Below are 15,623 nucleotides of genomic sequence, written 5' to 3'. Positions count from 1 at the left end.
GTTAGTCCTTCAGATAGCTTTGGAAAGGGCGCGCCTTGCGATTGCGGTATTTAACTGTCAGATCCAGTGGTGCATCGTTTTCATCATAAACGCCCAGAACAACACCCCTGCCCCGGCTTTTGGTGCGCATTTCAATCAATTGCTGCTCGGACCGGGTCGTGCGCTGTGACGCCCGCCGCGTCCAGGCGAACAGGTGCTCGTACATTTCGGCGATTGTACCGGCATGTTCGGCGCTGTCACCCAGATCGTTCAACTCATCGGGGTCGTTTTCCAGATCGAACAGGATTGGCCGGTACCCACCTTCACAATGGATCAGTTTCCATTTCTTACTTGCGACCATGAACATCACCGCATCGCGGACCGACATGTCCAAAACATTTGCGATTGGCGAAGCCGAGTAGTCATATTCGCAGATCACCACATCGCGTTGCAACGTGTCCGCCTCCCCATAAAGGATGGGCAGCAGGGAGCGACCTTCCAGAATATGCGTCGCCACTTCCCCACCAGCCGCATCGACAAAGGTCGGTGCAAGGTCGATGGATTCTACAAGCGCATCGCTGACAGTGCCACGTGTCGCGTCCGCCTCGGGCGACGGGTCATAAATGATCAACGGCACTCTGGTTGAGGCGTCGTGGAAAAAGGTCTTTTCCCCCATCCAGTGATCGCCCAGAAAATCACCGTGGTCTGATGTCAACACGATCATCGTGTTTTCCATCCGCCCGGTTCTCTCCATCCAGTCCAACAGGCGGCCCATCTGATCATCGGCTTGCTTGATCAGCCCCATATAGGCCGGGATAACCGCCTCACGCACATCCTGCCGCGAAAAGGTCTGGCCGATCTTTGTGTCCATGAAGGCTTTGAGCACGGGATGCGCATTCTGACGTTCCGCCTCGGATCGCACCACAGGCAACACATGTTCCGGCCCATACATCGAGGCGTATGGGTCCGGTACGATGTACGGCCAATGCGGCTTGATAAAGCTCAGATGACAGCACCACGGGCCATCATGCGTTTCCATGAACTCGATCCCGCGCCCGGTCAGATAGGGCGTTTCGCTGTCTTCCTCGGCAATATTCGCGGCTTCGGGTGAATTCTTCAGAAACCAGCCAGACAGAACGTTCCCATCCGCATCCAGTCCGGAATTGGCAAAGTCATGCCAGGGATTGTCACTTTCATACCCCTTTGCTTTCAGGAACTTGTTGTATTCCTTTGCCCCGTCCGGGTCATAATACCCATCCGGACCTTCGGGCAGCATACCGTCATCCCGTTCATATACGTCAAACCCACATTCGGCGACGCGCGCACCTATCAAGCTGTCAGGTTCCAGACCAAGCCGCGCCATCCCTTCGGCGTCTGCACGCATATGGGTTTTGCCGACCAGCCAGCAATCCATCCCCGCCTTACGCAGGTGATCACCCATCGTTATCTCGCCGACTTTCAACGGAATTCCGTTCCACGACGCGCCGTGAGAATGCACATAGCGCCCTGTGTAGGTGGACATGCGAGAGCTGCCGCAGATCGGTGATTGGATATAGGCGCGGTTGAAGCGCACGCCTTTGGCAGCCAGACGATCGATATTTGGAGTATGCAGATGTGGATGGCCGTAGCAGCTCAGATAATCCCAGCGCAGCTGGTCGAACATGATGAACAGGATGTTTTTTGCCTTGGCCAAGTTGACGCCCTTCCCCAAAAGTCACGAGGGCCTAGTTAGCCCCTTCTATCCGCACAACGAAGCAAAACCTGCGTCAGGCCTGACGGTCCATTTGTTCCAGCATCTTCTTGGCGCGTTTACATTGCAGCTTGTCGCGCAGTGGGCTGTCGGGGTCGATGTCTTTTTGGCAGACAACGCATTTGTCAGCGCCCGAGATCGCGTTTAGACCACCGCAGCTGCCTTTGATGGTCTTTCCCATCAGCATGACACCCAATGACATGCCCACCATGACGAGAGCGAGAAGAATGAAGGCCAGAATAAAGGTACTCATCTCAGCTCCAACAGTCAGTTCAATCCCAGCGCGTCTTTGAACGCCGCACTATGGGCAGTGATATAGGCATCTTCGCCGCCTGTCACATCCCGCGAGATGAAATACACGGCAAGTTTATGCTCCTCCGCCAAAGCGAGACCCTTTTCCTGACCCAAAGCCAGCATGGCTGTTGCCCAGGCATCGGCCATCATCGCGTTTTCGGCCAGCACGGTAACCGAGGTGGTGCGATGCGTGATCGGGTGGCCTGTTGTCGGATCGATAATATGCGAATAGCGCACTCCATCCTGTTCAAAGAAATTCCTGTAATCGCCCGAGCTGGCCATGCCCCGATCATCCAGTGAAACAACCAGTTGGATGGTTTGCGAACCCGTTTCAGGTTTCTCGATACCAATGAGCCACGCTTCGCCCTCGTCATTCTTACCTTTGGCCACAAGATCGCCGCCAATTTCGACCAGATAGTTTTCGATGCCAGCGGCCTGCAAGGTTTCCGCAACAGCGTCAATTCCATAGCCTTTTGCAATCGCGGACAGGTTAATGCCCACACTGGCGTTTGACTTGGCAAGCGTACCAGCATGTGTATCGAGCTTCAGCAAGCGGCCCTGACCTACACCGTTCAGCGCTGCGTTGATATCGGCATCAGATGGCACCGGGTCCTCGGGTTTGCGTGGGCCGAAACCCCAAAGTTCGATCAAAGGGCCGAGGGTTACGTCGAAAATGCCACCGGATTTCGCGTGCACTTCGTTCGCCGCCGAAAGTACCAGCGCAAATTCGTCGGAAACAGGGATCGGATCTGTGCTTTTCGACGCAGAGAAAACAGAAACTTCCGAGTTCGGATCCCAATTGGACATCTTGGCATTCACAGCTGCCAACTTATCACTGACGGCCGCAGCCAGTGCGTCTTCGTCAAGGTCTTCGCCAATTGCGGTGATATTGTAGGTCGTGCCCATTGTCTCACCGGACAGACGGACCACTTCGGGTTCCTTGTCAAAAAGACAGCCTGAAAGAAGGGTGAAAAAGGCCAGTATGGGCAAAAGACGCATTGGGCGTTCTCCGGGACATTCTGTGCCCGGCATATGACAGCGGTCCTTGCCAGAGTCAAATTGGCATTACAGTTTCAGCGGAAGGAAACCCAACAGCAAAAGACCAGTTCCGGCCGGAATACCAAACAACCACGCGCGTTTGCGCCACCCGGGCTGCTGTTGCTTCCACGCCATGCGAAAGTTGTGACCGCACACGACAGCCGCAAAGAAGATCAGCGCGGCAACCGGGGGCGTAAGATAGAGTTCATTCAAAGGCTTAAGCTCCCTTTGCTGACCTGCGTTCGGCCAACTCGTGCAATTGTACCCTATACAGGTCGTTTAGCTGCGCTAAGGTGAAAGGGAAAGACTTTGCAAGAACCAAAAGGAGATTGCCCATGGCTCCAACCTCTTACCAGTCGCCGTCGCGCGGTGACAAGGCTGACAAGACAACCTACAGCCAATCAGCGGAATCAAACCTGTCGCATTCGCAGACGACCGTGGCCAAGTTGCTTGAGGGTAAAGGGGATGCGGTGTTTTCGGTTCGGCCTAATGATACCATCCATTCGGTGGTGAACACGCTCAAGGAAAAGCGGATTGGCGCTGTTCTGGTGACAGATCAGAACGGGGCATTGCAAGGGATCTTGTCGGAACGCGACATCGTGCGTCGCATGGCCGATACGCCCGGACAGACCCTGCCACAGTCGGTCGAAGACCTGATGACCAGGGATGTAAAGGCCTGTACGCCCGAGGATACGCTGAATGACGTGCTGAAAACCATGACCGAAGGGCGTTTCCGCCATATGCCGGTTCTGCGTGATGGCAATTTGTGCGGTGTCATCACTATCGGTGACGTGGTGCATTTCCGTCTGAGGGAATTGGAGTATGAAGCGCTTCGCATGAAGCAGATGATCGTAGGATAGTTTCAACCGGTTGAAAAAAACCTGACACTGCCGCCGTCTATTTCAGCGGCAGTTAATCTGCCTGAGGCAAAGGCACCTGTATCGATCGACACAACCCGGTTTTTTGCCCGGGGGTGGCTTACAATAGTATGACCGTGAACAACCCATTGCGCGTCGCTGCGTGCAAGCCGTGGAAACATCGGATGACCCCATAGACAGATTTGGCGATCCTGGGATTGAATGGATAGCCGCGGATCAAGTGCCGCGTGGACAAAGGTGACGTTGCCGCTGGTCCAGGTCAGCGGCAGATTTGCAAGCCAGTCCAGCAAGCTGTCGCCCATCTTGTGCCGCAGACGCTCTGCCAGTTCAGGCAGATGCTTGCCACCGTCCAACTCGTCGGGACATTCGAGACCGAAAGATGCCAAAGTTTCCGCTCCGCCGTTATGAAACCAAAGCCTGGCGTATCGTTCCGGGTCGTTTACAAATTGCAGCAGCATCTCTTCGTGATTGCCAAGCAGGCATTGCACCCGCCCGTCTGACGCCTCACTCAGGTGATGCAAATGCCGCAGTACCTGCGCGCTGTATGCCCCCCGATCGATGTAATCGCCCAGAAAGACCAGCGGGCTTTGATCGTCGAGTCGTGGCAAAACCGCCTGAAGCAAATCAAGACGGCCGTGAATATCACCGACAGCTGTCACCTTTTCCGCGGGTGCCACGTCGCATGGCATCGCATTGGTGCTTTCCTTCGCCGCGGATTGGAACCGCCGTCTGATCCAGTCTTTCATCATGGCATTTGATCCCTACCCGCCCTGCGTAGTGGTCGCAATCAACAACTGTTTGAGTAGGCAAAGTGTTGACCACGAGCCTTAGATTGTCCGATATGGCCCGCAGGATGTTCGCAAGCAGTTGATCTGATGATAGGATCAACGCCTTTCGATCAGCGATGAATTTGCAGCGAGTTCTGAGGGTTTTATGAAACGAGTTTTGATTACAGGTTCTGCCGGGTTCATCGGATTCCATCTGGCCAAATTGCTTCTGGCAGAAGGGTTTCAGGTACATGGCTATGACGGGATGACCGACTATTATGATGTGACCCTGAAACAGCGTCGACATCAGATACTGCTTCAAACCCCGGGATTTACGGCAACTGAAGACCGTTTGGAAAACTTTGACCGTCTTGTGCAGGTCGCTGAGGAGTTTCAGCCCGATGTCATCGTCCATCTGGCCGCGCAGGCAGGCGTGCGGCACAGCCTTGAATATCCTCGCAGCTATATCGAGTCGAACGTTGTGGGCACGTTCAATGTGATGGAAATCGCGCGTCAGCATAAAGTGGAACACCTTTTGGTGGCGTCGACCTCATCAATCTACGGTGCAAACGAGGACATGCCGTTCATCGAAACAGAAAAAGCCGACACCCAACTGACGATCTACTCCGCCACCAAAAAGGCGAATGAGGCGATGGGGCATTCCTATGCCCATCTGTGGGATTTGCCGACCACCATGTTTCGGTTTTTTACCGTTTACGGCACTTGGGGGCGCCCCGATCTGGCCTATTTCAAATTCGTCGCTGCGATACTGGATGGCAGACCAATCGACATCTACAATCATGGCGACATGTATCGCGACTTCACGCATGTAGAAGACCTTGTGCGTGGGATCAGGTTGCTGATCGATGTTCCGCCGGTCCGCCCGACCAGCCGCGCGGATATCGAAGATGGTGACAGCTTGTCGCCCGTTGCACCGTACCGCATCGTCAACATTGGCAACGGAGACAAGGTGCGTCTGATGGATTTCATAGAAGCCATCGAAAAGGCTGTTGGCCAGAAAGCGGTCAAAAACTTCATGCCAATGCAGATGGGCGATGTTCATGCCACCTGGGCTGACAATCGGCTGCTGCAGCGGCTGACGAATTATCGCCCGCATACCGACCTGAAGGACGGTATCGCGCAGTTCGTCGCCTGGTATCGGGACTACTACGGAAAATAGGTCGATCTGGCGCCGGAATGAAAAAAAACCGGCGCACACAGCGCCGGTTACTTTAGTTACCCGCCAAAATCGTCGAGCATGATGTCTTCGCGATCCACGCCCAGATCCAGCAGCATGTTGATAACCGACTGGTTCATGATTGGCGGCCCACACATGTAGTATTCACAATCCTCGGGTGCCGGGTGGTTCTTGAGGTATTCTTCGAACAGAACGTTGTGGATGAAGCCGGTATAGCCTTTCCATTCATCCTCGGGCTGGGCATCCGACAGAGCGACATGCCATTCAAAATTGTCGAACTCTTCCGACAGTTGGTCGAAATCCTCGACAAAGAACATCTCTTTCTTGGACCGCGCACCGTACCAGAAACTGATCTTGCGGTCGCGGTTCTCAAGGCGTTTGAGCTGGTCAAAGATGTGGCTGCGCATCGGTGCCATACCGGCGCCACCACCGATGAAGACCATTTCCTTCTTGGTTTCACGTGCGAAAAACTCGCCAAATGGACCCGAGATTGTGACTTTGTCGCCTGGCTTCAGGTTGAAGATGTAGGATGACATCTGACCCGGAGGAATTCCTTCTGAGCCCGGAGGCGGTGAAGCTACCCGAACATTAAGCATGATCATGCCCTTTTCATCCGGATAGTTGGCCATCGAATAGGCGCGCTCGATAGGTTCGTTCACAACCGACTCGTATTGCCATAGATTGAAGCGATCCCAATCCTCGCGATATTCTTCCTGCACTTCGAAATCAGTGTATTTCAACTGATGAGCAGGTGCTTCGATCTGGATGTAGCCCCCGGCACGGAAATTCACGTCCTCGCCTTCGGGCAGGTCTAGGGTAAGGGCCTTGATAAAGGTCGCTACATTGTCGTTCGAGCGAACGGTGCATTCCCATTTCTTGACGCCGAAGACCTCTTCTGGAACTTCGATTTCCATGTCCTGCTTGACCGCCACCTGACAGGACAGACGGTCGCCACAGGAGGCTTCGCGCTTTGTTATATGGCTTTCTTCGGTCGGAAGGATCGAACCGCCGCCCGAATGCACTTTCACGCGGCACTGGGCACAGGTACCACCACCACCGCAAGCTGACGGAACAAACAGTTTTTCGGCCGCCAATGTTTGCAGCAGTTTGCCACCCGCCGGAACCGAGATAGTCTTTTCACCATTGATGGTGATGTTGACGTTGCCGGTCGACACCAACTTTGACCGAGCAGCCATAATGATGGCCACCAGCGCCAGAACGATCAGGGTGAACAGGACAACGCCGAGCGAAAAGGTTTCCATTCTCACGCCCCCCTTACAGTTTCACGCCCGAGAAGGACATAAAGGCCATCGCCATCAGCCCGGCAGTGATAAAGGTGATGCCCAGCCCCTGAAGCCCGTCCGGCACATCCGAGTATTTCAGCTTTTCGCGCACGCCAGCCATCGCAGTGATTGCCAGCGCCCAGCCGAAACCGGATGAGATGCCATAGGTGGTCGCCTCGGCAAAATTATAGTCGCGTTCGACCATGAACAGCGAACCACCTAGAATGGCGCAGTTCACAGTGATCAAAGGCAGGAAGATCCCCAACGCGTTGTAGAGGGGTGGAAAATACTTATCGAGGATCATCTCGAGGATCTGAACCATCGCTGCAATCACACCGATGTAGGAAATCAGCCCGAGAAAGGTCAGATCCACGTCCGGGAACCCGGCCCATGCCAATGCGCCCGGTTTCAGCAGGAAGGACAGCAACAGGTTGTTGGCGGGCACGGTGATGGCCTGCACCACCATGACTGATATTCCCAGCCCGATGGCAGTCGAAATCTTTTTCGACACGGCGATGAAGGTACACATGCCAAGGAAAAAGCTGAGCGCGAGGTTTTCGATAAATACGGCCTTCACGGCCAGAGAGATAAGCCCTTCCATCAGTGCGCCTCTACCTGCTGGATTTTGTATTCACGTTCTTCGACCTGGTTCGGCTTCCACGTGCGGAAAGCCCAGATTAGCAGGCCGATCACAAAGAACGCCGACGGCGGCAGCAGCAACAGGCCGTTGGGCACGTACCACCCGCCATTGTTGACCGTTTGCAGGATTGTCACCCCGAACAGGCTGCCCGATCCAAACAGTTCGCGGATGATGCCCACCAGCATCAGGATCAGGCCATAGCCCATGCCGTTGCCCAAACCGTCGATGAACGATGCTACCGGCGGATTTTTCATAGCGAATGCCTCGGCTCGGCCCATAACGATACAGTTGGTGATGATCAGGCCGACGAACACAGACAAAGTCTTGGAAATCTGAAAGGCATACGCCTTGAGGATCTGATCCACCAAAATCACAAGCGAAGCGATGATCACCATCTGCACGATGATTCGGATCGAACCAGGAATCTGGTTTCGCAAAATCGAAATGAACATCGACGAAAACGCGGTCACAAAGGTCACCGCCAGCGCCATCACAAAGGCCACCTGCAACGACGAAGTCACCGCCAGAGCCGAACAGATGCCCAGCACTTGCAGGGTGATTGGGTTGTTGTCGACAAGGGGGTCGACCAACAGCTCTTTCTTGGTCTGAGACATCAGATCTCTCCTGCTTGCAGCTTGGCCAGGAACGGAGCGTAACCCGCGTCACCCATCCAGAATCTCACCAGGTTGTCGACACCGACAGTGGTCAGGGTCGCACCTGCCAGGGCGTCGATGTAATAGTCGGGCCCGGCCGCAGGCTGCGACTTGGCGACGGTGATCTGCAACACTCCCGCGTCGTCGCGCAGCTTCTTGCCGTTCCACAACGTCTTCCAGCGCGGGTTGTCCACCTCAGCACCCAGACCCGGCGTCTCGCCATGCTGATAGAATTGCAAGCCGTAGATATCGTTGCCGTTTTTCTCCAGCGCGATGAAACCGTACAGAGTGGACCACAGCCCATAGCCATGCAGTGGCAGAATTACCTTGTCCAAGGCCCCCGCGTCGTCGCGCAGCAAATAGATCACCCGGTACTTTGCCTTGCGGCCAATGCCTGCGGGATCGTCGTCAAGCGCGACGCTCAGGTTAGGATCACCGGCAGCGGCCAGATCGTCAAAGGTGGCCGGGTCGAACTGATCGTCCACAAAATCGCCCGTTGCCAGATCCAGCACATGCGGCTCGAATGCGGCAAATGCTTCGGTGACATTGACGCCGGGTTCATACACCCCCGCCACTTGCAGGATATTGACCTGCTTGTCCTTCAGCTTGTTGGCCTCTTGCACCGGGCGCAAGCTGACTGCGGCGGCAGACACGATCATCGAGGCAACGAGACAGACTGCAACAGCAATAAAGATTGTTTTGCCAACTGAATCTGGCGAGGCCGCCAGAAAACGGGCAATCGCGCCCTTGCGTTCAGGGGATTGCGTATCAGACATGGCGACGCGCCCTCCGTTTGATGTTGGCCTGAACGACAAAATAGTCGATCAGCGGTGCAAAGACGTTGCCGAACAGAATGGCCAGCATCATACCTTCGGGGAAGGCTGGGTTGATCACACGAATTAACACAACCATGACACCAATCAGTGCACCATAGATATAGCGCCCGACATTGGTGTGGCTTGCCGAGACCGGCTCGGTCACCATGAAAGCCAGACCAAAGGCGTAACCGCCCAACACGACATGCCAGTACCATGGCATTGCGAACATCGGGTTCGTCTCGGACCCGATCAGGTTCAACAGCCAGGTGAACGCAATTGTGCCCGCCAGACATCCCAAAATCAGCCGATAGTTGGCAATCTTGGTGATCAGCAGGAAGGCCAAACCGATCAGGCAGGCCAGAGTCGAGGTTTCCCCGATACTGCCCTGAATGGTGCCGTAAAACGCGCTCCACCAGGTGATACCGTCAGCGGCCAGTGCCTGGTAGCCTTCGGCAGCCGACACAGCCAGAGCCGTCGCCCCGGAAAACCCGTCAACCGGGGTCCAGACTGCATCGCCCGACATCTGCGCGGGATAGGCGAAATACAAAAACGCCCGCCCCACCAAGGCAGGGTTGAGGAAGTTCTTACCAGTGCCGCCGAATACCTCTTTGCCGATGACAACACCAAAGATAATTCCCATAGCAACCTGCCACAGAGGCGTGGTTGCAGGCATGATCAGGGCGTAAAGCATCGAAGTGACAAGAAAGCCTTCATTCACCTCATGCCCGCGGACGGTTGCGAAAATGACTTCGAAAATACCGCCTGCCACCAGCGTGACAATATAGATTGGCAGGAAGTACATAAGCCCGTGCATGACATTGGCAAAAATACTGTCCGGATTCAACGAGATGCCAAGAACCTGAAGAATTGCAATCCGCCAACCAGTTGCAGACTCTGGGCCAAGCGCGGCAATGGCCGAATTTGCCTGATAACCGGTGTTCCACATTCCCCACAGGATGCAAGGAATAGTGGCAATCACGACATATGTCATGATGCGCTTCATATCCACGTAAGACCGCGCATGAGGAGCAACGGTGGTTACGGTTTTCGGAGTGTAGATGAAGCTTTCCACCATCTCGTAGATCGGAAAAAGCTTCTCGTACTTGCCGCCCTTGGTAAAGTTCGGCTCGATCCGGTCAAAGAAGTTACGCAATCCCATTCGGATCAGCCCTCCTTTTCAATCTTTTTCAGGCAGTCGCGCAGCGCCAGCCCGTATTCATATTTCGCCGGACAGGCAAAGCCCACAAGGCCCAGATCCTCTTCGTCCAGCTCAAGCGCTCCCAGTGCCTGAGCCGTATCCGTATCCATCACCAGCAACGCCCGAAGCAATTGTGTGGGCAGGTAATCCTGCGGCATCAACTCCTCGAACACGCCTGTCGGCACCATCGCGCGGCGGCCACCGTTCAGGTTGGACGTGAAAGCATAGAGTTTTCTGGAAAAGGCCGAGCCCAATACTGGCTGGACGGAATACTTGGAAGGCATTGGTCGGATCCAACCCATCGGAATCTGATCGTGATCCTCTCGGATGATACAGATTTGACGGGCAAACCGCCCCAGATATGCGGTCGGTCCGTCGGCATGTTGACCCGACAGGATCGAACCCGAGATAATGCGGGGCGTTCCGTCCACACTTACCTCACCTCGTGTCAAGTCGTCCGTGGACGCGCCCATCACGGTGCGGATCAAACGTGGCTGACGCGCACCGGGCCCGGTCAAGGCGATCACAACACTCGGATCCAGACGCCCGGTCTGCATCAGGCGGCCAATCGCGATGGTGTCCTGATAACCGATAGTCCAGACTCGCTTTTCCCCCGCAATCGGTTCGAGGAAGTGAATATGCGTTCCCGCCAAACCTGATGGGTGTGGACCGGAAAACGCCACGGCCTCGACACCGGCGACATCCGCGCCGGGGATCGTGTCACCTTGTTTTTGGCAAATATAAGTCTTGCCTTCGGTTAGCTTGCTGACTGCCGCCAACCCAGCAGCAAAGGCCTCGGGCGCTTCGGCAATGATCGTGGCGGCATCAGCCGCCAAAGGGTCACTGTCCGTGGCTGTCACGAAAATCGCGTTCGGCTTGGCACCGGGTTCCGGTATTTTCGAATAAGGCCGCGTGCGGAATGAAGTCCATAGACCAGCGGCGCACAGTTTTTCAGTCACGCCTTCGGCGCTGTGCGCATCGCCCACGCTCGAAAAATCCAAGCCCGTGTCATTGGCGTCGGACACTTCGATGACGACGCTCTGCAACACCCTGCGGGCACCCCGGTTGATGGCAACAATCTTGCCTGTCACCGGTGCAACCATCATCGCGTCAGGCGCATCTTTGTGACAAAAGAGCGGCGTACCCCGCTCGACACGATCACCTTCCTGCACCAGCATCTTTGGCTTCAGGCCAATGTAATCCCCACCCAGAACGCCAACGGTCGAATATTCCGGACCCGGATGAATGGTTTGGTCGGGAGCGCCTTCCACTGGCAGGTCCAACCCTTTTTTAAGTTTGAAAGTTTGCATGCCGCTACGTTCTTCCAAGCCTCTTTCCTGCGCCAGCCCTGCCGACACCCTTTAGGGGTCATGCAATAACGCGGTTTTTTCCGGTGCCCATCGCAAAAGCGTCGAAACGGGTCCAAATTCCGCAGGCGTATTTCTGATCACGGACCCTTTACGCGCGGATGCCCGCAAACGCAAACCTGTTACCGCCGAAAGTTAAGATCAAACTGCAAAATCTTGGAGTTTTCCCTCAAGATGGCCAAAAATACGGGTCAAAATTGCGTGTCGCGCCCGCTGAACTTCCAGTGTAAGCAACCGGAATGAAAAAAGACACAGACTTCGAAATCTTTCTGATTGCCACCCCGGGCCTTGAAGCCCCCCTCTGTGCCGAGGCGCAGTCCAACGGGTTCGCTCAGGTCAAGACGATTCCAGGGGGTGTCATTTGCCGTGGTTCGTGGTCCGAGGTCTGGCGCGCCAACCTGACCTTACGCGGTGCAAACAAGGTTCTGGTTCGTCTGGGCAGTTTTCCTGCCGTGCATTTAGCCCAATTGGACAAACGTGCGCGCAAATTCCCGTGGGGCGAGTTCCTGCGCTCCGGTGTTCCGGTCAAAGTCGAGGCCACCAGCCGCAAATCCAGAATATATCATGCCGGTGCCGCACGGCAGAGAGTTGAACAAGCGATATCCGAAACTCTGGGCGCTCCGATATCTTCCGACGCCGATGTCAGGATCTTGCTGAGAATCGAAAAGGACATCTGTACATTTTCCGTCGACAGTTCTGGAGAGCTTTTGCACAAGCGTGGTCATAAAGAAGCAATTGCCAAAGCGCCAATGCGCGAAACGATGGCAGCCATGTTTCTGCGTGACTGCGGATTTAGCGGCAATGAACCGGTGTTGGACCCGATGTGCGGTTCGGGTACTTTCGTGATCGAAGCCGCCGAGATTGCCCTGGGGCTGCGCCCTGGTCGGTCCCGCAGTTTTGCGTTTGAAAACCTTGCGGGCTTCGACCCTGACCGCTGGCAAGACATGCGCAGCGAGTCAGAGGTCGCTGAGTGTTTTCTCACCTTCTGTGGCTCTGACCGCAACGCCGGAGCTATCGAAGCCGCAACAGCCAACGCCCATAGAGCGCAGGTTAACGCCAACACGAGTTTTCAACAGCTTTCCGTCAGTGACATCAAACCCCCTGCGGGACCCGCCGGGCTGGTCATTGTGAACCCTCCCTACGGGGCGCGAATTGGAGATGAAAAGCGTCTGCGCTCTGTCTACGGAGCCTTGGGTAAATCTTTGATGAGCCGGTTTCGAGGATGGCGTGTTGGGATTGTGACCAGCGCTCCGGCTTTGGCTCGGGCGACCCGCCTGCCTTTGCTGGCGCCCGGTCCGGTCGTAGACCACGGAGGCACCAAGATCCGTCTGTACAAAACGGATCCGCTGCCATGAGAGTCGCGTGACCTGTTTAGCCCGTCCGTTGTCGATCCAAAGACGGAAGATTAGGATGATCGCTTCTCAAAATCCTCTTGCGCATCGGCAAAGCCGCGTATAGATCACCCGCCACGGTCGGAGTGTAGCTCAGCCTGGTAGAGCACTGTCTTCGGGAGGCAGGGGCCGGAGGTTCGAATCCTCTCACTCCGACCAGTAAAACAAGGTGCCCAAAGGTGCCTTTGTTGTTTGCCGCTGATCGGCCGCAACGATATCCACAATGTTTCGTGTGCCGGATGTGCTCAGTTCGTTTGCAAGCGCCAGCTACCTACCACGCAGACGTACCTCATATCTTCCAGTCATTGTTCCCTGCGGCCTTCTTAACCTCCTCTGGGCTTACGTGACTCATGCGCTTTTTCCAATGCCAAAGTCGTTCCTGTGATGTACGTGCCTGGGTTTAAGTTATCCCCGGCGATTTTGAGATCACCGACGCGATACATCAACTTGGCAACCTCGACTAAAAGACTTGAGGCCACATTGTTAACGCTGTTTTGGCCAGTATCGCCTGCCAAAACAGGCCGGACGGCGTTGTTATCTGCCTCTAGGTTCGAAAACCGCGAGTTTACGTCGCCAAAATCCACAAGCCGCCCGCTGACGGATGCTGTGTCGGCTGGCTGGGAGTAAATTCCCCATCCGTCTCAGGGCATACCCTATCTCCAATGGGTTAAGCCCAGCAAAAGCAGGGTTTTTGGATTATTTGTTGATTTCGGCCAAGTTATCTTCCCGTGGAGGAAGTCAGTGGTCGTCTTCAGATGTTTGCCACGCCTTTCGGCAATAGGACAAGTTCTCGATTCCTATAGAATGACACGTTATGGTCGTTAATGGCCTTTGCGTGCGCCATGGCTCGACCTCTCGCGTAAGAATTAACGTTTTCAGCCTTCACTATTTCAAATTCACACATTTCCAGTAGTGCAACCAAGCCTGAGAGGTTGGGCGCAAAGACGTTGGTGAAATCACCGCCCAATTCCCCACGGGGGTAGATTTGCATGATCGGCTCCTTATTGACTTTTGGAGCTATTTCTTGAAGCGAAGCCGGGTTTTTGAGGCTATCTGTTAGAAAGTAATCGTCAATAGACGCTGTTTCAAAGAAGGCAGAACCCTCGTCACGCAAGACTGAGCGCACGTTGTCAATTCCAAGCACGACATGTCTAAGATGGTAAATAACGCCTAGACAAAGAACTATATCGAATGTCCCGAAGTCGTTGGGGTTGATATCGTAGATGTTTGCGGTACGCCAAGTGACTTTGCTATTTAGTGCCTCTGCGGCAATAGGAAAACCCGTCGAATCTTTATCAACATGATCGATGGCAACCACTTCAGCCCCTCGGCGCTCTAGCTCAAAGGAAAACCCGCCATCCCAAGCGCCGATGTCTAGGGCGCGCATGCCAGAAAGGTCTGATGGAAGACCTTGCGCGTCCAGTTCCTTTAACTTTGTCTGCGTCTGGTCCACTCCTTTTGTGACATATCCGTCTTGCAGAGGAATCTGATGAAACCAACTCCACGATTCAGCCCGGTCCATCAAGGCATCTGACATAGACATTCTCAGATACCCCATTTCCCTAAAGCGCTAAGCTCAAACAAAAAATGCATCATAAAGGCCTCCTTCATTATGTAGGTTATGCTTCTATCGCCCGAGAGATACTGTCAAGCCTTCGACCGCGGTGCGAAGCACTCTGCTGCTCCCCAAGCGCGTTCGTAGGGCATCAGCGACAACCCTATGCATTTTGACTCCATGAAATCTTTTGCGTTGTCGTTTGAAAAAATGAACATTTCCATCAGAACAGGCCCTCATTGATCGCCTTTGAGCCCAATCCAAACAAATCACCCATTACAGCCCGCCCGGTTTGCGTTCCGCTGCTGCCAATTGGCCAATTGCGCGCGATAAGCAGCTTGTTCCAGTCCAACCCGTTCAACATTTGCGGTCTGCGCGGGATCCCTGCGGCCTTCTTAACCTCCTCTGGACTTATGGACTGATAGGGAAAGCTCGATTCACCAATGGAAAAGATGCACACTTTTAAGGGTGTCAGAGATGTGCGATTGGATCGAAGACAAGAAATCCGGCAGCGAGTGAACAAGGGGCCAGTTGGGGGCGCTGAAGCAAAATAGAAACTTAAATTTCCAAAACTTCAATTCATCAAAATGGTGCGGGTGGAGGGCATTGAAACCCTATATGTAGATGTCTCAAAGAATCTCAGATAGAGATTAACCATATGAAATACATTAACTTATCTCCCTCATTCGGCCTCAATTAATCTCGACTAGTGGCAGCACATACCTGTCCGTCATCGAATGATTTGGAACACGAGCGTTTGATTGGCTTAGGAGGATCAGGCTCGCCGCAGTTTCAATCTACGCCGCGTTCTGAT

15 protein-coding genes and 1 tRNA gene are annotated in these 15,623 nt (G+C 54.5%); 4 read left to right on the top strand and 12 right to left on the bottom strand.

Translation table 11 applies throughout. From position 1 onward, the window contains the following. Position 1: 1 nt before the first annotated feature. The 4 genes from ACR0CE_RS16040 to ACR0CE_RS16025 form a co-directional block, all read right to left on the bottom strand. On the bottom strand, positions 2-1,672 hold the full coding sequence (locus tag ACR0CE_RS16040) for a sulfatase-like hydrolase/transferase (RefSeq protein ID WP_480833170.1): 1,671 nt from the start codon (positions 1,670-1,672) through the stop codon (positions 2-4). 73 nt (positions 1,673-1,745) lie between these two features. Further along, complete coding sequence (gene nqrM / locus ACR0CE_RS16035) at positions 1,746-1,982, bottom strand: (Na+)-NQR maturation NqrM (RefSeq protein WP_267366293.1); 237 nt, start codon at positions 1,980-1,982, stop codon at positions 1,746-1,748. Positions 1,983-1,996: 14 nt separating this feature from the next. Then, positions 1,997-3,022: an FAD:protein FMN transferase gene (locus ACR0CE_RS16030; RefSeq protein ID WP_480833169.1), complete on the bottom strand. Its 1,026-nt coding sequence runs from the start codon at positions 3,020-3,022 to the stop codon at positions 1,997-1,999. A gap of 66 nt (positions 3,023-3,088) precedes the next feature. Continuing rightward, positions 3,089-3,274: a hypothetical protein gene (locus ACR0CE_RS16025; protein ID WP_480483690.1), complete on the bottom strand. Its 186-nt coding sequence runs from the start codon at positions 3,272-3,274 to the stop codon at positions 3,089-3,091. Between the two features lie 122 nt (positions 3,275-3,396). On the opposite strand from ACR0CE_RS16025, the gene ACR0CE_RS16020 reads away from it, so the two are divergent. Then, on the top strand, positions 3,397-3,921 hold the full coding sequence (locus ACR0CE_RS16020; RefSeq protein WP_480483689.1) for a CBS domain-containing protein: 525 nt from the start codon (positions 3,397-3,399) through the stop codon (positions 3,919-3,921). A gap of 2 nt (positions 3,922-3,923) precedes the next feature. Here the strand turns inward: ACR0CE_RS16020 and ACR0CE_RS16015 are convergent, their stop codons facing one another. Beyond that, positions 3,924-4,688, bottom strand: coding sequence for a metallophosphoesterase family protein (locus tag ACR0CE_RS16015; protein WP_480833168.1), 765 nt, complete (start codon positions 4,686-4,688; stop codon positions 3,924-3,926). Positions 4,689-4,872: 184 nt separating this feature from the next. On the opposite strand from ACR0CE_RS16015, the gene ACR0CE_RS16010 reads away from it, so the two are divergent. Then, positions 4,873-5,886, top strand: coding sequence for an NAD-dependent epimerase/dehydratase family protein (locus tag ACR0CE_RS16010; protein ID WP_480833167.1), 1,014 nt, complete (start codon positions 4,873-4,875; stop codon positions 5,884-5,886). A 56-nt stretch (positions 5,887-5,942) separates the two neighbouring features. Here the strand turns inward: ACR0CE_RS16010 and nqrF are convergent, their stop codons facing one another. Genes nqrF through ACR0CE_RS15980 form a run of 6 tightly spaced genes read right to left on the bottom strand, consistent with a single transcriptional unit; the run spans position 5,943 to position 11,806 of the window. Continuing rightward, on the bottom strand, positions 5,943-7,166 hold the full coding sequence (nqrF, locus tag ACR0CE_RS16005) for an NADH:ubiquinone reductase (Na(+)-transporting) subunit F (protein WP_480833166.1): 1,224 nt from the start codon (positions 7,164-7,166) through the stop codon (positions 5,943-5,945). A 13-nt stretch (positions 7,167-7,179) separates the two neighbouring features. Continuing rightward, positions 7,180-7,788: an NADH:ubiquinone reductase (Na(+)-transporting) subunit E gene (gene nqrE / locus ACR0CE_RS16000; RefSeq protein WP_209507136.1), complete on the bottom strand. Its 609-nt coding sequence runs from the start codon at positions 7,786-7,788 to the stop codon at positions 7,180-7,182. Next, the gene (locus tag ACR0CE_RS15995; protein WP_209507137.1) at positions 7,788-8,441 is read right to left on the bottom strand and encodes an NADH:ubiquinone reductase (Na(+)-transporting) subunit D; all 654 of its coding nucleotides are present in this window, start codon (positions 8,439-8,441) and stop codon (positions 7,788-7,790) included. The genes nqrE and ACR0CE_RS15995 overlap by 1 nt, the downstream gene beginning before the upstream one ends. Further along, on the bottom strand, positions 8,441-9,256 hold the full coding sequence (locus ACR0CE_RS15990; protein ID WP_209597278.1) for a Na(+)-translocating NADH-quinone reductase subunit C: 816 nt from the start codon (positions 9,254-9,256) through the stop codon (positions 8,441-8,443). The genes ACR0CE_RS15995 and ACR0CE_RS15990 overlap by 1 nt, the downstream gene beginning before the upstream one ends. Next, positions 9,249-10,457 (bottom strand): NADH:ubiquinone reductase (Na(+)-transporting) subunit B, encoded by a 1,209-nt coding sequence (locus ACR0CE_RS15985; protein ID WP_480833165.1) that lies wholly within the window; start codon positions 10,455-10,457, stop codon positions 9,249-9,251. The genes ACR0CE_RS15990 and ACR0CE_RS15985 overlap by 8 nt, the downstream gene beginning before the upstream one ends. 5 nt (positions 10,458-10,462) lie before the next feature. Then, positions 10,463-11,806 carry a Na(+)-translocating NADH-quinone reductase subunit A gene (locus ACR0CE_RS15980; RefSeq protein WP_480833164.1) on the bottom strand — a complete coding sequence of 448 codons (1,344 nt, stop codon included), beginning with the start codon at positions 11,804-11,806 and terminating at the stop codon, positions 10,463-10,465. 296 nt (positions 11,807-12,102) lie between these two features. Here ACR0CE_RS15980 and ACR0CE_RS15975 point away from each other — a divergent pair, with 296 nt between their 5' ends. Further along, positions 12,103-13,218, top strand: a complete 1,116-nt coding sequence (locus ACR0CE_RS15975) for a THUMP domain-containing class I SAM-dependent RNA methyltransferase (protein ID WP_480773657.1) — start codon at positions 12,103-12,105, stop codon at positions 13,216-13,218. Between the two features lie 118 nt (positions 13,219-13,336). Beyond that, positions 13,337-13,413: transfer RNA gene (locus ACR0CE_RS15970), tRNA-Pro, on the top strand. 592 nt (positions 13,414-14,005) lie between these two features. On the opposite strand, the gene ACR0CE_RS15965 is transcribed toward ACR0CE_RS15970, so the two are convergent. Continuing rightward, positions 14,006-14,791, bottom strand: a complete 786-nt coding sequence (locus tag ACR0CE_RS15965; protein ID WP_480833163.1) for a class I SAM-dependent methyltransferase — start codon at positions 14,789-14,791, stop codon at positions 14,006-14,008. Positions 14,792-15,623: the final 832 nt, after the last annotated feature.

The sequence above is a fragment of the Ruegeria sp. L11 genome, assembly GCF_056531755.1.
Note: the sequence above shows the minus strand (reverse complement) of the source record. Positions and strands in the feature narration are given on the sequence as shown.